General features: G+C 65.9%; 17 protein-coding genes. 16 read left to right on the top strand and 1 reads right to left on the bottom strand.

The window, feature by feature from the left end; genetic code table 11:
• Positions 1-3 precede the first annotated feature (3 nt).
• The 13 genes from ACVMB1_RS17190 (at position 4) to ACVMB1_RS17130 (ending at position 13,736) form a co-directional block, all read left to right on the top strand.
• On the top strand, positions 4-2,181 hold the full coding sequence (locus ACVMB1_RS17190; RefSeq protein ID WP_253623746.1) for a xanthine dehydrogenase family protein molybdopterin-binding subunit: 2,178 nt from the start codon (positions 4-6) through the stop codon (positions 2,179-2,181).
• An 87-nt stretch (positions 2,182-2,268) separates the two neighbouring features.
• Positions 2,269-2,670 carry a hypothetical protein gene (locus ACVMB1_RS17185; protein WP_076831584.1) on the top strand — a complete coding sequence of 134 codons (402 nt, stop codon included), beginning with the start codon at positions 2,269-2,271 and terminating at the stop codon, positions 2,668-2,670.
• 99 nt (positions 2,671-2,769) lie between these two features.
• Positions 2,770-3,171, top strand: coding sequence for a FixH family protein (locus tag ACVMB1_RS17180; RefSeq protein WP_076831581.1), 402 nt, complete (start codon positions 2,770-2,772; stop codon positions 3,169-3,171).
• An 11-nt stretch (positions 3,172-3,182) separates the two neighbouring features.
• Positions 3,183-4,625 (top strand): efflux RND transporter periplasmic adaptor subunit, encoded by a 1,443-nt coding sequence (locus ACVMB1_RS17175; protein WP_076831579.1) that lies wholly within the window; start codon positions 3,183-3,185, stop codon positions 4,623-4,625.
• Positions 4,622-7,789 carry an efflux RND transporter permease subunit gene (locus ACVMB1_RS17170; RefSeq protein ID WP_076831576.1) on the top strand — a complete coding sequence of 1,056 codons (3,168 nt, stop codon included), beginning with the start codon at positions 4,622-4,624 and terminating at the stop codon, positions 7,787-7,789. The genes ACVMB1_RS17175 and ACVMB1_RS17170 overlap by 4 nt, the downstream gene beginning before the upstream one ends.
• Before the next feature lie 127 nt (positions 7,790-7,916).
• Complete coding sequence (locus ACVMB1_RS17165; RefSeq protein ID WP_076831574.1) at positions 7,917-8,369, top strand: hypothetical protein; 453 nt, start codon at positions 7,917-7,919, stop codon at positions 8,367-8,369.
• Between the two features lie 77 nt (positions 8,370-8,446).
• Positions 8,447-8,758 carry a hypothetical protein gene (locus ACVMB1_RS17160; RefSeq protein WP_076831571.1) on the top strand — a complete coding sequence of 104 codons (312 nt, stop codon included), beginning with the start codon at positions 8,447-8,449 and terminating at the stop codon, positions 8,756-8,758.
• A gap of 9 nt (positions 8,759-8,767) precedes the next feature.
• On the top strand, positions 8,768-10,195 hold the full coding sequence (locus tag ACVMB1_RS17155; protein WP_253623747.1) for a TolC family protein: 1,428 nt from the start codon (positions 8,768-8,770) through the stop codon (positions 10,193-10,195).
• A 12-nt stretch (positions 10,196-10,207) separates the two neighbouring features.
• Entirely contained in the window at positions 10,208-11,563 is a 1,356-nt protein-coding gene (locus tag ACVMB1_RS17150) for a multicopper oxidase family protein (protein ID WP_057019686.1), read from the top strand.
• A gap of 41 nt (positions 11,564-11,604) precedes the next feature.
• On the top strand, positions 11,605-12,078 hold the full coding sequence (locus tag ACVMB1_RS17145) for a cupredoxin domain-containing protein (RefSeq protein ID WP_057019639.1): 474 nt from the start codon (positions 11,605-11,607) through the stop codon (positions 12,076-12,078).
• 29 nt (positions 12,079-12,107) lie between these two features.
• Positions 12,108-12,410, top strand: a complete 303-nt coding sequence (locus ACVMB1_RS17140) for a copper-binding protein (RefSeq protein WP_057019685.1) — start codon at positions 12,108-12,110, stop codon at positions 12,408-12,410.
• A gap of 151 nt (positions 12,411-12,561) precedes the next feature.
• On the top strand, positions 12,562-13,311 hold the full coding sequence (locus ACVMB1_RS17135) for a cation transporter (protein WP_076831565.1): 750 nt from the start codon (positions 12,562-12,564) through the stop codon (positions 13,309-13,311).
• Positions 13,312-13,457: 146 nt separating this feature from the next.
• On the top strand, positions 13,458-13,736 hold the full coding sequence (locus tag ACVMB1_RS17130; protein ID WP_057019637.1) for a hypothetical protein: 279 nt from the start codon (positions 13,458-13,460) through the stop codon (positions 13,734-13,736).
• 181 nt (positions 13,737-13,917) lie between these two features.
• Here ACVMB1_RS17130 and ACVMB1_RS17125 read toward each other — a convergent pair whose 3' ends face one another.
• Positions 13,918-14,466 carry a tetratricopeptide repeat protein gene (locus ACVMB1_RS17125; protein WP_057019636.1) on the bottom strand — a complete coding sequence of 183 codons (549 nt, stop codon included), beginning with the start codon at positions 14,464-14,466 and terminating at the stop codon, positions 13,918-13,920.
• Between the two features lie 283 nt (positions 14,467-14,749).
• Here ACVMB1_RS17125 and ACVMB1_RS17120 point away from each other — a divergent pair, with 283 nt between their 5' ends.
• The 3 genes from ACVMB1_RS17120 to ACVMB1_RS17110 all read left to right on the top strand — a co-directional run bounded on the left by ACVMB1_RS17120 (position 14,750) and on the right by ACVMB1_RS17110 (position 16,805).
• Positions 14,750-15,070 (top strand): His-rich protein BRANT, encoded by a 321-nt coding sequence (locus ACVMB1_RS17120; RefSeq protein ID WP_063790156.1) that lies wholly within the window; start codon positions 14,750-14,752, stop codon positions 15,068-15,070.
• 231 nt (positions 15,071-15,301) lie between these two features.
• Positions 15,302-15,727 carry a hypothetical protein gene (locus ACVMB1_RS17115; protein ID WP_076831559.1) on the top strand — a complete coding sequence of 142 codons (426 nt, stop codon included), beginning with the start codon at positions 15,302-15,304 and terminating at the stop codon, positions 15,725-15,727.
• Between the two features lie 361 nt (positions 15,728-16,088).
• A complete protein-coding gene (locus ACVMB1_RS17110) occupies positions 16,089-16,805 on the top strand; it encodes an outer membrane protein (protein ID WP_057019633.1) in 717 nt (238 codons plus the stop codon).
• Positions 16,806-16,836 lie beyond the last annotated feature (31 nt).

The raw sequence follows: 16,836 nt of genomic DNA, 5'->3' as shown, positions 1-16,836 counted from the left end.
GCCATGACGCTGATCGACAATCTGTCTGAGCGCGCTGCCGACCTGTCGCGGCGCAATTTCCTCCGCGCCGGCGCGATCGCGGGCGGCGGTCTGCTGCTCAGCGTGAGCCTGCCGTTCGCGGGCCGCGAGAGCGAGGCGGCGGCCTCCGACGGCTTCGCGCCGAACGCCTTCGTCCGGATTGGCGGCGACGGCAAGGTCGTGTTGACCATGCCCTATGTCGAGATGGGGCAGGGCACCTACACCTCGATCCCGATGTTGATCGCCGAGGAGCTCGAGATCGGCCTGACGCAGGTCCGGCTCGAACACGCGCCGCCGAGCGACAAGCTCTACGCCAACCCGCTGCTCGGCGTGCAGGCCACCGGCAATTCGAACGCAATGCGCGGCGCCTGGCAGCCGATGCGGAAAGCCGGCGCCACCGCGAAGGCGATGCTGGTCGCGGCCGCGGCGAAACGCTGGAACGTCGAGCCGGGGACATGCCGCGCCGAGAACGGCGAGGTGCGTCACGCGGCCTCCGGACGCAAGCTGGGTTACGGTGAACTCGCGACTGACGCGGCGCAGATGCCGGTGCCGGAGAATGTCACGCTGAAGAGCCCGTCCGAGTTCAAGCTGATCGGCACGCCGGCCAAGCGGCTCGATACACCCTCCAAGATCAACGGCACGGCGGTCTACGGCATCGACGCACGGCCGCCCGGGGTGAAGGTCGCGACGCTGGCGCAGTCGCCGGTGTTCGGCGGGCGGGTGAAGCGCGTCGATGATGCGGCGGCAAAAGCCGTCAAGGGCGTGCGCCAGATCGTGATGCTCGACGACGCCGTCGCGGTGGTGGCCGACCACATGGGGGCGGCGAAGAAGGGTCTGGCGGCGCTCACGATCGAGTGGGACGAGGGCCCTCACGCCAAGCTCGCCACATCGGACATCGCGCGCGAGCTCGAAGCAGCCACCACCAAGCCGGGCACGGTCGCGCAAAATATCGGCGACGCCGACAAGGCGATGGCGGGCGCGGCGACGAAAGTCGAGGCGACCTATCAACTGCCGTTCCTCGCCCATGCCACGATGGAGCCGATGAACTGCACCGTGCATGTGCGTTCCGACGGTTGCGAGATCTGGGTCGGCAGCCAGGCGCTCTCGCGTGCGCAGGCGGTGGCCGCGAAGGTGCTGAACATGCCACCGGAGAAGGTGGTGGTGCACAATCATCTGCTCGGCGGCGGCTTCGGCCGCAGGCTCGAGGTCGACGGTGTCATTCGCGCCGTGCAGATCGCCAAGCAGGTCGATACGCCGGTCAAGGTGGTGTGGACCCGCGAGGAGGACATCCAGCACGACATGTACCGGCCCTACTGGTGCGACCGGATTGCGGTCGGCCTCGATGCATCTGGCAAGCCGGTTGCCTGGAACAACCGCTTCGCCGGCTCGTCGGTGCTGGCGCGATGGGCGCCGCCGGCGTTCCGCAACGGGCTCGATCCCGACACGACCGAGGGCGCGATCGATCTCGTCTACGACATTCCGAACTTCCATGTCGAATATGTCCGGGTCGAACCACCGGGCATTCCGACCGCGTTCTGGCGCAGCGTCGGGCCCTCGCACAACGTGTTCGTCACCGAAAGCGTGATCGACGAGCTGGCGGCGGCGGCGAAGCAGGATCCGGTCGACTACCGCCGCGCGCTGCTCGGCAAATCGCCGCGCGCCAAGGCGGCGCTCGAGCTCGCGGCGGCCAAGGCCGGCTGGGGCGGCAAGCTGCCGGCCGGGCGCGGACGCGGCGTGTCGCTGCAATTCGTGTTCGGCAGCTACCTCGCGCAGGTCGCCGAGGTCGAGGTCGCCAAGGACGGCTCGGTCCGTGTCCACCGCGTCGTCTGTGCGATGGATTGCGGCACCGTGGTCAATCCCGACACAGTGCAGGCGCAGCTCCAGAGTGGCATCAATTTCGGCGTCACGGCGGCGCTCTACGGCGAGATCACGCTCAAGGACGGCCGCGTCGAGCAGAGCAATTTCGACAGCTACCAGATGCTGCGCATCGATCAGGCGCCGGCGATCGAGGTCCATATCGTGCCGAGCACCGAGCCGCCGGGCGGCATGGGCGAGACCGGAACCTCGGGCATCGTGCCGGCGATCAGCAACGCGATCTTCGCGGCGACCGGCAAGCGGCTGCGCAAGATGCCGGCCGATCCGGCGGTATTGAAGCAGACCTAGGGGCGAGTGAGAGCTCCCCCCGGGTGCTGGCGCGATCGTGAAGCCGGACGGATTTGCGCCGTGCACTGATCCGTGCGAGAAGCGGGCATGCATCTGAGGCGGCTCGCCAATCTCTGGATTCTGCTGCTCGTCGCGGCCGGGCTGTTGCTCGCGCCCGTGGCGCCGGCATTTGCCCGGATGATGCCGGATGCCTCGGCCGCTGCGATGCAGGCGATGCCGGACGATCACGCCATGTCTGGACAGGCGATGTCCGAGCAGGCGCTGGCCGACGACATGCCGTGCTGTCCGGACCAGGGCAAGAGCAAGGGCTGCGACGACTGTCCGTTCCTCGCGCTCTGCATGTTGAGCGTTTCGCTGCCGGTGCCCGCCGGCGCCATGTCGCTGATCGAGCGCGATCCGCTGAGCAGCCGGATCGCCGCCCATGACGACCGTCTGCTCGACGGCCTTGGCGCCGAACCTCCCGATCATCCGCCTCGAACCCACGTCTGACGGGCGCGCCAGCGCCTGATCGCTGACGCGTGCGCTAATGGCGCGCGCGCCTTTGCATGCCGCTCACGCGGCTCATCAGACGTATCGAGGATCATCACCATGAAGTCTTTCCACCTGGCGCGGGCCGCTGCCGCAGCGCTGATCGGCGTTGCCATGACGGGCATGTCTGCCCACGCCGAGATCAAGAACTACGAATTCCAGCTGGTGCAGCCGACCGTCAAGGCGGGTGCCGACCGCATCGTCACGGTGCGGCTGGTCGACAAGACGAGCGGGAAAGCCGTGCCCGATGCGGTCATCTTCTCGACCCGGCTCGACATGGCGCCCGACGGCATGCAGGAGATGGCCACCAAGGTGACGCCGATGCCGGGCACCGAGCCCGGCACCTACCGGTTCAAGGCGACTTTCGGCATGGCCGGCCGCTGGCAATTGTCGCTCGGCGCCAAGGTGCAGGGCGAGACCGGCGCGCTCGAGAACAAGCTCGTCGTCACGGCCGAGCAATGAGCCGCCGAGCAATGGGCGCCTTAACATGGGCCGGCGCTGCCGCTGCGATCGCGGCAGCGGCAGGCGCCGCATGGATCGGCCGCAACCTGCCGCCGCGGCCGGTGACCGCTGCGATCGTCGCCGTCGCGCGGGCGGCGGAGACTGCTGCGCCGATCTACTACCGCGATCCCGACGGCAAGTCGCTCTATTCGGCGACACCGAAGAAGACGCCTGACGGGCGCGACTATCTGCCGGTGTTTGCCGATGACGACGGCGGTGCCGGCGGGCCCGGGCAATCGGCAGACGTGAGCGCGCCCGCCGCGAAAGGCGAGCGCAAGGTGAAATATTATCGCAATCCCATGGGACTTCCCGACACCTCGCCGGTGCCGAAGAAGGACTCCATGGGGATGGATTACATCGCCGTCTATGACGGCGATGACAGCGACGACGGTTCGATCACGCTGTCGCCCGGCAGGATCCAGCGCAGCGGCGTCAAGTCCGAGCCCGCGCAGATGCGCCGCATCCGTACGCTGGTCCGCGCACCCGGCACGATCCAGCTCGACGAACGGCGGGTGTCGGTGATCGCAATGCGCGCCGAGAGCTATGTGCAGAAAGTCGCCGACGTCACGACCGGCAGCCGTGTGACGAAGGGCCAGCCGTTGATGGAGATCTACAGTCCGGCAATATCGTCCGCTGCGGCCGAATATGTCGCGACCATCACGTCGAAGGCGACTGCGAACATCGAGCCCTACGGACGCGGCTCCAAGCAGCGGCTGACCAATCTCGACGTTCCCGAACCCGTCATCGCCGAGATGGAGAAGAGCCGGACCGTTCCGATCGCGATCCAGTGGCTGTCGCCGCGCGACGGCATCGTGCTGCAGCGTGCCGCCATCGAGGGCATGCGCGCGCAGCAAGGCGACGTGCTGTTTCGGATTGCCGACGTCTCTGTCGTGTGGGCATTGGTCGACGTTGCCGAGCGCGATCTCGGCAATATCGTGGTCGGGCAGAACGTGACCGTACGCGCGCGCAGCTATCCCGGCCGCAGTTTCGTCGGCCGGATCAGCGTGATCTATCCGCAGGTCAACAAGGAGACGCGCACCGCGCGGGTGCGGATCGAATTGCAGAATGCCGACCTCGCACTGCTGCCGGACATGTATGTCGACGCGGAGATCGACACCGGCAGCCCGGCGCCGGTACTTGCGGTAGCTGATAATTCCATCCTCGACACCGGGAGCCGCCAGAGCGTGCTGATCGACCGCGGCAACGGGCGGTTCGAGCCGCGCGAGGTCAAGCTCGGGCGGCGCGGCGAGGGCTATGTCGAAATCCGCGAGGGCATCGCCGAAGGCGATGCGGTCGTGACATCAGCGACGTTTCTGATCGATGCCGAAAGCAACCTGAAGGCGGCGATCAAGGGCTTCGCCGAGGCCGGTGCTGCCCAGGCGGGCGAGGGCGACAAGACGGGAGACCGGCGATGATTGCCCGTGTCATCGCCTGGTCGGCGCGTAACCTGCTGCTGGTGCTGTTCGGCACCGGCTTCGCGGCAGCCGCGGGCCTCTACGCGCTGCTGCATCTGCCGCTCGATGCGATCCCCGATCTCTCCGACACCCAGGTCATCGTCTACACCGAATATCCCGGCCAGGCGCCGCAGGTGATCGAGGACCAGGTCACCTATCCCCTGACCACGGCGATGCTGACGGTGCCGAAGTCGAAGGTCGTGCGCGGCTTCTCGTTCTTCGGCGTCTCCTTCGTCTATGTCATCTTCGAGGACGGCACGGATATCTACTGGGCGCGCTCGCGCGTGCTCGAATTCCTCAACGGCGCGGCGTCGCGGCTGCCGGCCGGCGTCTCACCGACCATCGGGCCCGATGCGACCGGGGTCGGCTGGGTCTACCAGTATGCCGTGATGTCGAAAGAGCTGAACCTTGCCGACACCCGCACGATCCAGGACTGGAACCTGAAATTCGCGCTTGCCAGGGCCGAAGGCGTGGCCGAGGTCGCCAGCGTCGGCGGCTTCGTCAAGCAGTACAATGTGATCCTCGATCCGCAGCGGATGCGCGATCGCGGCATCACCATGCAGCGGATGCGCGACGCGATTCGTGCCAGCAACGCCGATGTCGGCGGCCGCACCGTCGAGCTCTCCGAGTTCGAATATGTCATCCGCGGCAAGGGCTATCTGAAGGACATCAACGATCTCGGCAACATCGTGCTGAAGACCGATAGCGGCACGCCGGTGCTGCTGCGCGACGTCGCCCGCGTCGAGCTCGGCCCCGACGAGCGGCGCGGCATCACTGAACTGAACGGCGAGGGCGAGGTCGCGAGCGGTATCGTGCTGCAACGCTTCGGCGTCAACGCGCTCGACGTGATCGAGAACGTCAAGAAGCGTTTCAGGGAGATCGCGAGCAGCTTGCCGAAGTCGGTCGAGATCGTGCCGGTCTACGACCGGTCCAATCTGATCTATGCGGCGATCGACACGCTGAAGCGCACATTGCTGGAGGAGAGCGCGGTGGTCGCGCTGGTCTGCATCCTGTTCCTGCTGCATGTCCGCAGCGCGCTGGTCGCGATCCTGATGCTGCCGGTCGGCGTCTTGATGGCGTTCGGCGCGATGAAGCTGCTCGGCATCGGCTCCAACATCATGAGCCTCGGCGGCATCGCGATCGCGATCGGCGCCATGATCGATGCGGCGATCGTGATGATCGAGAACGCGCACAAGCACCTGGAGCGAGCCGAGCCCGGCAGGTCGCGGGTCGCGATCCTGATCGAGGCCGCGGCGGAGGTGGGGCCGGCGCTGTTCTTCAGCCTGCTGATCATCACCGTGTCCTTCATGCCGATCTTCACGCTGGAATCGCAGGAGGGGCGGCTGTTCTCGCCGCTTGCGTTCACCAAGACGTTCGCGATGGCGGCGGCGGCGCTGTTGTCGGTGACGCTGGTGCCGGCGCTGATGGTGATCTTCGTCCGCGGCAGGATCGTCCCCGAGCACAGAAATCCGATCAACCGTTTCCTGATCTGGATCTACCGTCCGGTCATCCACGCCGTGTTGCGGGCGAAGACGCTGGTGATCCTGCTGGCGCTCGGCGCCGTCGCCGTCTCGATCTGGCCGGCGCGGCAGCTCGGCACCGAGTTCATGCCCGACCTCAATGAGGGCACGCTGCTCTATATGCCGACCACGCTGCCGGGGATTTCGGTGACCAAGGCGGCCGAGCTGCTGCAGATGCAGGACCGCATCATCCGCAGCTTTCCGGAGGTCGCTTCGGTCTACGGCAAGGCCGGCCGCGCCGCGACCGCAACCGATCCGGCGCCGTCGGAGATGTTCGAGACCATCATCAATCTGAAGCCGAAACTGCAATGGCGCGCCGGCCTCACGCTCGACCGCCTGATCGCCGAGATGGACAAGGCGCTGCAATTCCCCGGCGTCTCCAACGCCTGGACCATGCCGATCAAGGCGCGCATCGACATGCTCTCGACCGGGATCAGGACGCCGGTCGGCGTCAAGGTGATCGGTCCCGATCTTGCCGTGATCGACAAGCTCGCCCGCCAGGTCGAGCAGGTGGTGAGGGGCGTGCCCGGCACCTCGTCGGCCTATGCCGAGCGCAGCCTCGGCGGCTACTATCTCGAGATCACGCCGAAGCGTGAGGCCTTGTCGCGCTACGGCATCGCGGTGCAGGACGTGCAGGACACCATCGCGACCGCGCTCGGCGGGCAGAGCGTGACGACGACGGTCGAGGGACGCCAGCGCTTCACCGTCAACATGCGCTATCCGCGCGATTTGCGCGACAATCCGGGCGCGATCGCCAGCGACGTCCTGGTGCCGATGCCGGCGGGCGGCGCGGTGCCGCTCGGCGAGGTCGCCGACATCGCGCCGGCGCACGGGCCGACCACGATCCGGACCGAGAACGGGCAACTCGCCACCTACATCTATGTCGACATCCGCGATCGCGATCTCGGCGGCTATGTCGCGGACGCGCAGCGCGCGGTGCAGGCCGGCGTGCAGTTTCCGCCCGGAACCTACGTGGACTGGAGCGGGCAGTACGAATATCTCGAACGCGCCGCCGCGCGGCTCAGGATCGTGGTGCCGGTGACGCTGTCGATCATCTTCCTGCTGCTCTACCTCAATTTCCGCTCGGTGGCGGAGACCATGATCGTGATGCTGTCGCTGCCGTTCGCGCTGGTCGGCGGCTTCTGGCTGATGTGGGCGCTCGGCTTCAACCTGTCGGTTGCGGTCGCGGTCGGCTTCATCGCGCTCGCCGGCGTCGCAGCCGAGACCGGCGTCGTGATGCTGATGTATCTCAACCAGGCGCTGGGCGAGATCACCGCGCATCGTGCTGAGGAGGGACGCACGATCGATCGTGACGACCTCAATCGCGCGATCATCGCGGGCGCGGTCGAGCGCGTCCGGCCGAAGATGATGACGGTGGTCGCGATCATGGCCGGGCTGTTGCCGATCATGTGGAGCACCGGCACCGGCTCGGAGATCATGCAGCGCATCGCGGTGCCCATGATCGGCGGTATGATCTCGTCGACGCTGCTGACGCTGATCGTGATTCCCGCGATCTTCGCCGTCGTGAAGGGCATCAAGATCGAAGCGAGAGTGTCGGCACGCGAAGTTGCTTCCTGTGCCGCGCGCCAGCAGGCAAGGATGTGATGGAAACATGACGCCTGTTGGTAGTTTCAAATCGGATTGAATGATACCCCAAGGGGGTATATAGCTGATGGCGGTTTGCAGCGAGCTGATTTGCGGTTAGCTTGCGGCGGTCGGAGATGCGAAGCGGGTGCTGGTGCGATTGACGAGATCAGGGCGGTTGCGGGCGGGATGTTCCATCATCCTGGCCTATCTGTTTTGCGTGCTCGCGCCGTCCTTCGCGCTTGCATTCGGGGCGCCGTTTCCGTGCCTGACCGATGAGGTGCAGCCCGCCGCCGCGGCGCATGTTCACGCGGCGTCGATGGCGCATGCCGAAGCCGTCACGCACGATCATGCCGCCCACGATCATGGCGGCATGCACATGCAACACGCAGCCGATGATGCTGCGCCGGCTGTGAAGCACAGCCACGACGGCAAGAATGCGCCGGGGCCGTGCTGCGCGCTGATGTGCGTATCGGTGCTGCCGGCCGATCTTCCATTCGTCGCTGCTCCCTTGCACCCGATCGCCACGCGTCTTTCCGAGGCTTATCAGAGCCTGCGGAGCGAGGCGCCTCCGCGCCTCTATCGTCCCCCCATCGCCTGATCGTTCGCTGACATCGTGGCGGTGCCGCACGCTTGCGTGCGCACGCCTGTTATTCATCGGATGATCGGGACAGATCCATGTATTCGCATCTCGGGGCGAGGCTCGCCGCCGTGGCCACCAGGCTTGGCAACAGGCTCGGCCGGCGCGCGCCACCCACATTGCTGCCGCGGATGGCCGCCGCCATCCTCGCATCTGCACCGCTCGCCGGCTGCATGGCCGACGGCCGGCCGGTCGCCGTCGGAGGCGATCCGGCAAATCCGGCGGCGGGGACGGCCGCCGTCGGCTACCGCTCGACGATCGCGCCCTACAGCAGCCTGCGACCGTCGACGCCGCAGCCCTGGCGCGAGCGCAATGACGGCGTGACGCCGCCGGCCAAGCCGGACCAGTAGGAGGGCGCCATGCGACATCTGGCCATCGTGCCGATCCTGCTGCTTGCGTCATCCGCGCTCGCGGGATGCGCGTCGTTCTCGCCCGACAGCGGTATGGGCGTCGTCTCCGAGGTGACCGAGCAGGCGATCGGCAAGGACGTCGCCTTCGTGCGGTCGGTGGATGAGGCCGCGACCGTCGACGCCGCAGTGAAGCGGCTGCTCGCGCGCAATTTGACGGCGGATGCCGCCGTGCAGGTTGCGCTCTTGAACAACAAGGGGCTGCAGGCCGCCTATAACGAACTGGCGCTGGCGGAGACCGATTACGTCGCCGACAGCCTGCCGACGAACCCGACCTTCTCGGTCTCCCGCATCAGCGGCAACGGCGCCAGCGAGGTCGAGCGGCAGGTGGTCGGCGACATCCTTGGGCTCGCGACCCTTCCGGCCCGCTCCGAGATCGCGCGCGAGCGCTTCCGCCAGGCGCAGCTCAAGGCCGCGCTCGCCACCTTGCGGCTTGCCGCCGAGGTGCGGCGCAGCCATGTCGCGGCGGTGGCCGCGAACGAGACGGTCGCGCTGCTGACGGATGCGAAGGCGACCGCGGAGTCGACCGCGCAGCTCGCGAAAAAGCTCGGCGAGACCGGCGGCATGAACAAGCTCGACCAGGCCCGCGAGCAGGTGTTCTACGCCGAGATCACCGCCGACCTCGCCAGCGCGCGGCAGAATGCGGCGAGTTCGCGCGAGCGGCTGGCGCGCCTGCTCGGATTGTGGGACGGCGATCTCGGCTTCCGAATCCCCGGCAAGTTGCCATTGCTGCCGAAGCGGCCATTGGAACAGCCGTCGATCGAGATCGCCGCGGTCGGCCATCGCGTCGACCTGCAGATCGCACGGATGGAAATCGTCGCGCTCGCCAAGGCGCTCGATCTCACCGAGGCGACGCGTTTCGTCACGCTGCTCGATGTCGCCGGCATCGACAAGCGTACGCACGATCCCGAAGCCCCGCCGTTCAGGGAGCGCGGCTTCGACGTCCAGTTCCAGATTCCGATCTTCGACGGCGGCGAGGTGCGAGTACGGCAGGCGGCGGAGACCTACCGCCAGGCGATGAACCGCCTGACCGAGAAGGCGGTCAACGTCCGCTCCGAGGCGCGCGACGCCTACCGCGTTTATCGCTCGACCTACGACATCGCGCGCCATTACCAGCGCGAGGTGCTGCCGTTGCGGCAGATCATCACCGAGGAGATGCAGCTGCGCTTCTCCAGCATGCAGGTCGACGTGTTCGCGCTGCTGACCGAAGCGCGGCAGCGGCTCGCCTCGCTGCGCGCGGCGATCGACGCCAGGCGCGACTTCCTTCTGGCGCAATCCGAGCTGCAGACCGCGATCAACGGCGGCGGCTCGGCCGGCGCAGCATCGACACCGTCTTCCATCGCCTCGGCCGCGCAGCCCGCGGCCGGCGGCGGTCATTGAATGGAGCAGCACATGTTTTCTCGACGAGGATTTCTGGGCGGCGCGGCGCTGGTCACGGCGAGCGCGGTCAGCGGCCGCGTCCAGGCCGCCGCCATTCCCGAAGCGCCGACCATGGACAAGGTGGTGATGCAGCCGCCGCTACATCCCGCCAGCGGGCCGGACTACCGGCCGGTGGTCACGCTCAATGGCTGGTCGCTGCCGTGGCGGATGAACGGCGACTGGAAGGAATTCCATCTCGTCGCCGAGCCCGTGGTGCGCGAATTCGCCGACGGCATGAAGGCCAATCTCTGGGGCTATAACGGCCAGGCGCCGGGGCCAACCATCGAGGCGGTCGAGGGCGACAAGGTCCGCATCTTCGTCACCAACAAACTGCCGGAGCACACCACGGTGCACTGGCACGGCATGATCGTGCCGTCAGGCATGGATGGCGTCGGCGGACTCAACCAGCCGCACATCAAGCCGGGCAAGACCTTCGTCTACGAGTTCGAGATGAAGCACAGCGGGACCTTCATGTACCACCCGCATTCCGACGAGATGGTGCAGATGGCGATGGGCATGATGGGCATGTTCATCGTGCACCCGCGCGATCCGGCATTCCGGCCAGTCGACCGCGACTTCGTCTTCATCATGAGCAGCTACCTGATCGACCCCGGCACCTATCTGCCGAAGGTCAATGAGATGACCGACTTCAACATGTGGACCTGGAACAGCCGCGTCTATCCCGGCATCGATCCGATGCCGATCCGTCTCGGCGACAGGATCCGCGTGCGGATCGGCAACCTGACCATGACCAACCATCCGATCCATGTGCATGGGCATAATTTCGCGGTGACCTGCACCGACGGTGGCTGGGTGCCGGTGTCAGCGCAGTATCCGGAGACCACGACCGACGTGCCGGTCGGCGCGGTCAGGGCGTTCGACATGCTCGCCGACAATCCGGGCGACTGGGCGTTCCACTGCCACAAATCGCACCACACCATGAACGCGATGGGCCACGACGTCAGAAACTTCATCGGCGTGTCGCGCCAGGATCTGGCCAAGGCGGTCGGCAAGCTCGCGCCCGACGCGATGGTGATGGGATCGACCGGCATGGCGATGGGCAACATGGAGATGCCCGCGCCCGACAACACGCTGCCGATGATGACCGGCACCGGACAATTCGGGCCGATCGAGATGGGCGGCATGTTCACGGTGATGAAGATCCGCGAGGGGCTCGGCCGCGACGATTACGCCGACCCCGGACCGTACAAATATCCGCCGGGCACGGTTGCCTATGAGGTCGAGGCGCCCGCCGCCGAGCCCGCGCGCCAGCCGCCGGCGGCGCCCGGGCGAAAAGGCAAGCCATCGATGAAGGGAATGAAGATGTAGCGGATCCAGCTCACTCACCAACGACAAGCATCAAACACAGAATGGAGAATCCAGTGAAGCAACTCACCAGCATCGGCATCGCGCTGATTGCGCTGTCGGTCACCGCAGTGCCGTCGCGTGGTCACGAGAAGCACGGCCACGAATCCTATTCGGCCGGCGAGCCCGGCGATCCGAGCAAGCCCTCGCGCACGGTCGAGGTCGAGATGAAGGAGATGGAGTTCACGCCGTTCCGCATCGAGGTCAAGCGCGGCGAGCAGATCCGCTTCGTGATCCGCAATGCCGGCACCGAGGATCACGAATTCCTGCTCGCGACCACCGAAGAGAATCTGAAGCATGCCGAAGTGATGAAGAAGCATCCGCACATGGAGCATGACGATCCGAACGGCGTTCGCCTCGCACCGAAGAAGAGCGCGGAGATCGTCTGGAAATTCACCAAGGCCGGAACGTTTGAATATTCCTGCCTGATCCCGGATCACCGCGACTACGGGATGAGCGGCCGCGTCATCGTGAAATGAAACCAGCAGCGAAAGAAAGCACAACAATGATGAACAGGATGATCCAACTTGCCGGCGCCGGCGCATTCGCGCTGGCTCTGACCTTGGGCGCGGCGCTCGCGCAGGCCGCCGCGATCAATGGCGAGGTCAAGAAGATCGACGAGGGCGCGGGCAAGATCACGCTCAAGCACGGTCCGGCCAAGAGCCTTGGCATGGACGAGCCGATGACGATGGTTTACCGGGTCAAGGATCCTGCGCTGCTGAAGCAGGTCAAGGTCGGCGACAAGGTCCGGTTCGAGGCCCAGGAGGGCGACGGCGGCTACACGGTCACCGCGATCCAGAAGGCGAAGTGAGGCGACGGCCCGCATCAACCGGTTGGGCTGTCGGCTAAACGCAGCCGGCAGCCCTTGAACCCGCGACGCATGATCGCCGGAGCTGTTCCGGATGGATCGGCTTGAACGCGTTGCGTGGCCGGCCTTATCCTGTCGTCTGCAAGGACGAGCAATGAACGATTGCTGCGGGCAGAACACGACCGAATGCTGCGCACCACCGCCGCTGACGCTGCCGGTCAAGGCCGGCGTGCGGGCAGGGGACCGCGATCGCGCGGCCGATTCGTGCGGCTGCTCGGGCGGCGTTCCCGTCTTTGATGGTCTCGATCCGCGCTACAGGCGCGTGCTCTGGACGGTCATCGGCATCAATGGCGCGATGTTCCTGACCGAGATGATCGCGGGTCAGCTTGCCGGATCGCAGGCGCTCAAGGCCGATGCGCTCGACTTCCTTGCCGATACGGTCACCTATGGACTGAGCCTTGCGGTGATCGGCGCCGGCCTGCGCGTGCGCGCCTCCGCCGCGCTGTTGAAGGGCGCGTCGCTGAGCTTGATGGCGCTGTGGGTGTTCGGCTCGACTGTCTACCAGACGTTCGTGCTCGGCGTGCCGAAGGCCGAGGTGATGGGCGCCATCGGCGCGTTGGCACTCGCGGCCAATCTAGGCTCGGTTCTGCTTCTGCTGCCGTACAAGGACGGCGATGCCAATGTCCGCTCGGTCTGGCTCTGCTCCCGCAACGACGCGATCGGAAATCTCATCGTGATGGCGGCGGCTCTCGGCGTGTGGGGATCGGTCTCGGCCTGGCCTGACCTTGCCGTCGCCACCGTGATGGCGACGATATTCCTCACCTCGTCGGTGCAAATCCTGCGGCAGGCATGGGCCGAATATCGCGAGGCGGCGCTACGCAGCCCGTCAGCAGCGCATGGCTGAGGAAGCCGCAAACGCCCGGTGCTTCCTGCGACAGGCCGCGCCAAGGCGGAAATTTGCCGCGCATTTACCTTAAATCATGGCACCGGGGGAACGTCCGTGGCAGCGGCGCGTTGCTGTGCATCATTCGAGCGCAGAAGGCCCCCTCCATGACAATCAACGCGGCAATACTGATGGCGGCATTGGTGCTATCGGGAACCGTGTTGGCGCAAAGCTCCGGCCCTTCGGCCGGCTCGGCGGGGGCCGGGCAGGCCGCCAACGTGACCACCACCGGCGAGGCGCTGAACAGCGCCAAGAAGACCGGCAACAGCGGGCCGCCGGTCGAGAAGGCCGCGCGTCCGGCCAAGCCGGATGCCGGCGCCGCGGGCAACACAGTGGGGGCGAGCCGCCCGCAAAAGCCCGATCGTCGCCTCGAGCATTATCCGTAATCTCCATCCGTAACGATTATGCTGATCCGTGGGATGGGTGGAGCGAAGCGATACCTATCACCTCTGATCCGCGCGGAAGCAGGATGGGTTTCGCTGCGCTCCACCCATCCTACGGCGCAGCAAAAAGCCGGCGCAGTCGTCGTGACCACGCCGGCTCGATGTAGGAAGCGGTTGCCTTAACTCAGTAAACCAGGCCGGTGCCCGGGGGCTTCTCCAGCGCTGCGGCGAGCGAGCGATATTCGTCGCTGTTGGTGCCGGCGAGCTGGGCGATGCGGTTCAGGTGGTACTGCGCCTGATCGCGGTTGCCCTGTTCGACCTGCCAGAGGCCGTAATACTGCCAGGTGCGGACATGGGCCGGATCGGCCTTCAGCGCGCGCTCGTACCAGATCTGCGAGACCTTGTAGTCGCCGAGCTTGCGATAGGAGTAGCCGATCAGGTTGGCGACGTCGGCGCGATCATCCTGGCTGAGCGCCTTCAGCTGCTCGATCGCGGCGGTATAGTCGTGCTTGTCGTAGATCGTGGTGTAGGCGGCGCGATAGCCGGCCAGGAACTTCTGATCGTCGATCGCGGAGCTCTTGTCCTTCTTCGCCTTCTTGCCCTTGCTGCTGCCGCTGTCGGAAGCCGGCGGCGAGGGATTGTCGCTGCCCGCGGCGTAGGCCGAGATGACCGGCCCGGAGGCGAGCGTCATCGAGAGCACTGCGAGGCCCAAAAACTTCGTCTTCCTGCTCATTCCTGGTTGCTCCTGATCGTTCCTGATCGTGCTCGGTAATCCTACACCGAAGCCTGATGACTTGAACACCCAGGGGTGCAGAACATTCCCGGCCGATCCCACGATTGCGTGATCCTGCTTTTCCGGCGGAGAGGAGAACATGACAGAGATGTCATGCACATGAATGAAGTCCGTCAGGGTCCTTCAGAACGGGTTCAGTGCGCGGCCCATAAGGTCACGTGCATTGATCGGTGAGGCCGACCATCCGGCCGGAGACCTCTCGATCCCGACGAGGAGGACCATCATGCTGAAGACGATTTCCGCCGCGCTGCTCGCCATGTCCGTGATCGCAGCGCCCGCGCTCGCCGTCGAGACCGGCAAGGCCGCAACGCCCGCGCCGGCGACCACGACTGCCCCGGCAACCAAGGCCGCTCCCGTGATCAAGAGCGAGCAGCTGCCGTCGAAGGTGCGCAACGCCAACGCCAAGATGCACCACAAGCACTATCGCCATCACCGCCACCACAAGCACATGGGCATGCTGAAGGTGAAGTCGCCGAAGCATGCGACCAAGCACGTCCACGCGAAGGTCGCGACCAAGCACGTCGCGCCGGCCAAACGCGGCTGACCCAAGCGCGGTTGAATCTGATCCGAGGGGCGTAGTTTCGATCCACATTGCCCCGCTGCGCCTTTTGGATGCAGAACCGGCCCGTCCGTCCATTGCTTCCCCAATGGCGACGGGCCGGAGTGCGTCTGGCTCCGGTTGTGAACCCGGGCGAGGAATAACCGAGTTGCGAATTCCCTTCGGCCGCCCGGCAGTCTATGAGACGGCCTCCGGGGACACAGGGAACAGCGTCGTTTGCGGATTTCATCACAACTGGCGGCCATCCTGCTGCTCTCGCTTCCGCTCGCCGGCTGCCTCACCAGCGACGACGGCGGCGGGCCGACCACCTTCACCGATGACCGGGGCGTCGCCAACCAGCCGTTCCCGGACCGCAACCGCGACCAGATCCTAGCCTTCATGCGGACCTACCTGAACAATCCGGTCGGGGTCCGCGAGGCTGCTATCGCCGAGCCGGCGCAGCGTACGGTCGGCGGCCGGCTGCGCTACGTCGTGTGCCTGCGCTACAGCGCGAAGGATACCGACGGCAATTACCGCGCCGCCCGGGAGCGCGGTGTCCTGTTTGTCGACGGCCGGCTCGACCGCATCCTCGACAACCCCGCCGAGCCCTGCGCCGGCGCGTCCTACGCGGCATTTCCGGAACTGGAAAAGATGCCGCGCTAAGGCATGATCCGGAAAAGTGTGAAGCGGTTTTTCCGAAAGGATCATGCCCGAACAAGAAGCAGGAGCGCGATCTGATCTCGCTTCTGCGCGGCGGCTTGTCGCAAGCCTGATCGAAACGTTGGCGAACTCCGATCACTTTTCGGGGAGCGTTGAACTTCACTTTAGCCGTCTGCGACTTACATCCAGCCGAGATGCGGCTGCTTAACCGGTGAAAAAAACCTTCTGTGCCAGGGAACAAACGGGCGTTGTTGCGACCCTGTCACAGCTCGGAAACATCACGGGTGCGGCATTGCCCCAAAGCAACCTAATTGAGGTCACGTTGTTTGGCTTTACAGCGCAGCGTTAGTAACGGGGATCAGAAATGAAGAAGTTTTTGCTCGGCACAGTCGCGCTGGCCGCCCTTGCGGGCCCTGCGTTTGCGGCTGACATGCCGGCCCGCACCTATACCAAGGCACCGCCGCCCTATACCGCCCCCGCCGTCGTCTACAACTGGACCGGTTTCTATATCGGCGGCCATGTCGGCGGCGCGTTCACCGACGGCAACAACCTGATGGGCAGCGACGCGCGCTTCATGGGTGGCGTGCAGGGCGGCTTCGACTATCAGTTCGCCCCGAACTGGGTGATGGGCGCCGAGGCGCAGTATTCCTGGCTGCCCAGCTCCTCGAACAATGGCGTGCTGCTCCCGGGCGGAACGCTGGTGACCGGCAATACCGACCAGATCGGTTCGGTGACCGGCCGCCTCGGCTACACTTGGGGGCCGGCGCTGCTCTACGCCAAGGGCGGTTATGCCTGGCGCGACAACAACAACATCACCGCGTCGGTCGGCGGCGTGCCGGCGTCCTTCACCACCGATGGCGGCCACAAGGACGGCTATACGGTCGGCGCGGGCCTCGAATACATGTTCGCCCCGAACTGGTCGGCGAAGGCCGAATACCAGTACTACAATTTCGGCAAGACCAACTTCACCAGCGGCCCGGCCGACCTCGTCGGCACGAGCTTCCGGAACGACGAGCACACCGTCAAGCTCGGGGTCAACTACCGCTTCGGCTGGGGTGGCCCGGTCGGCTCCCGCTACTGATCGCGGCTTCATCGCATCAATGAAAGGCCGG

It is taken from the genome of Bradyrhizobium sp. USDA 4504, from assembly GCF_054063995.1.
The sequence above is the reverse complement of the archived record's forward strand: the minus strand, read 5'-3'. Positions and strand labels throughout refer to the sequence as shown.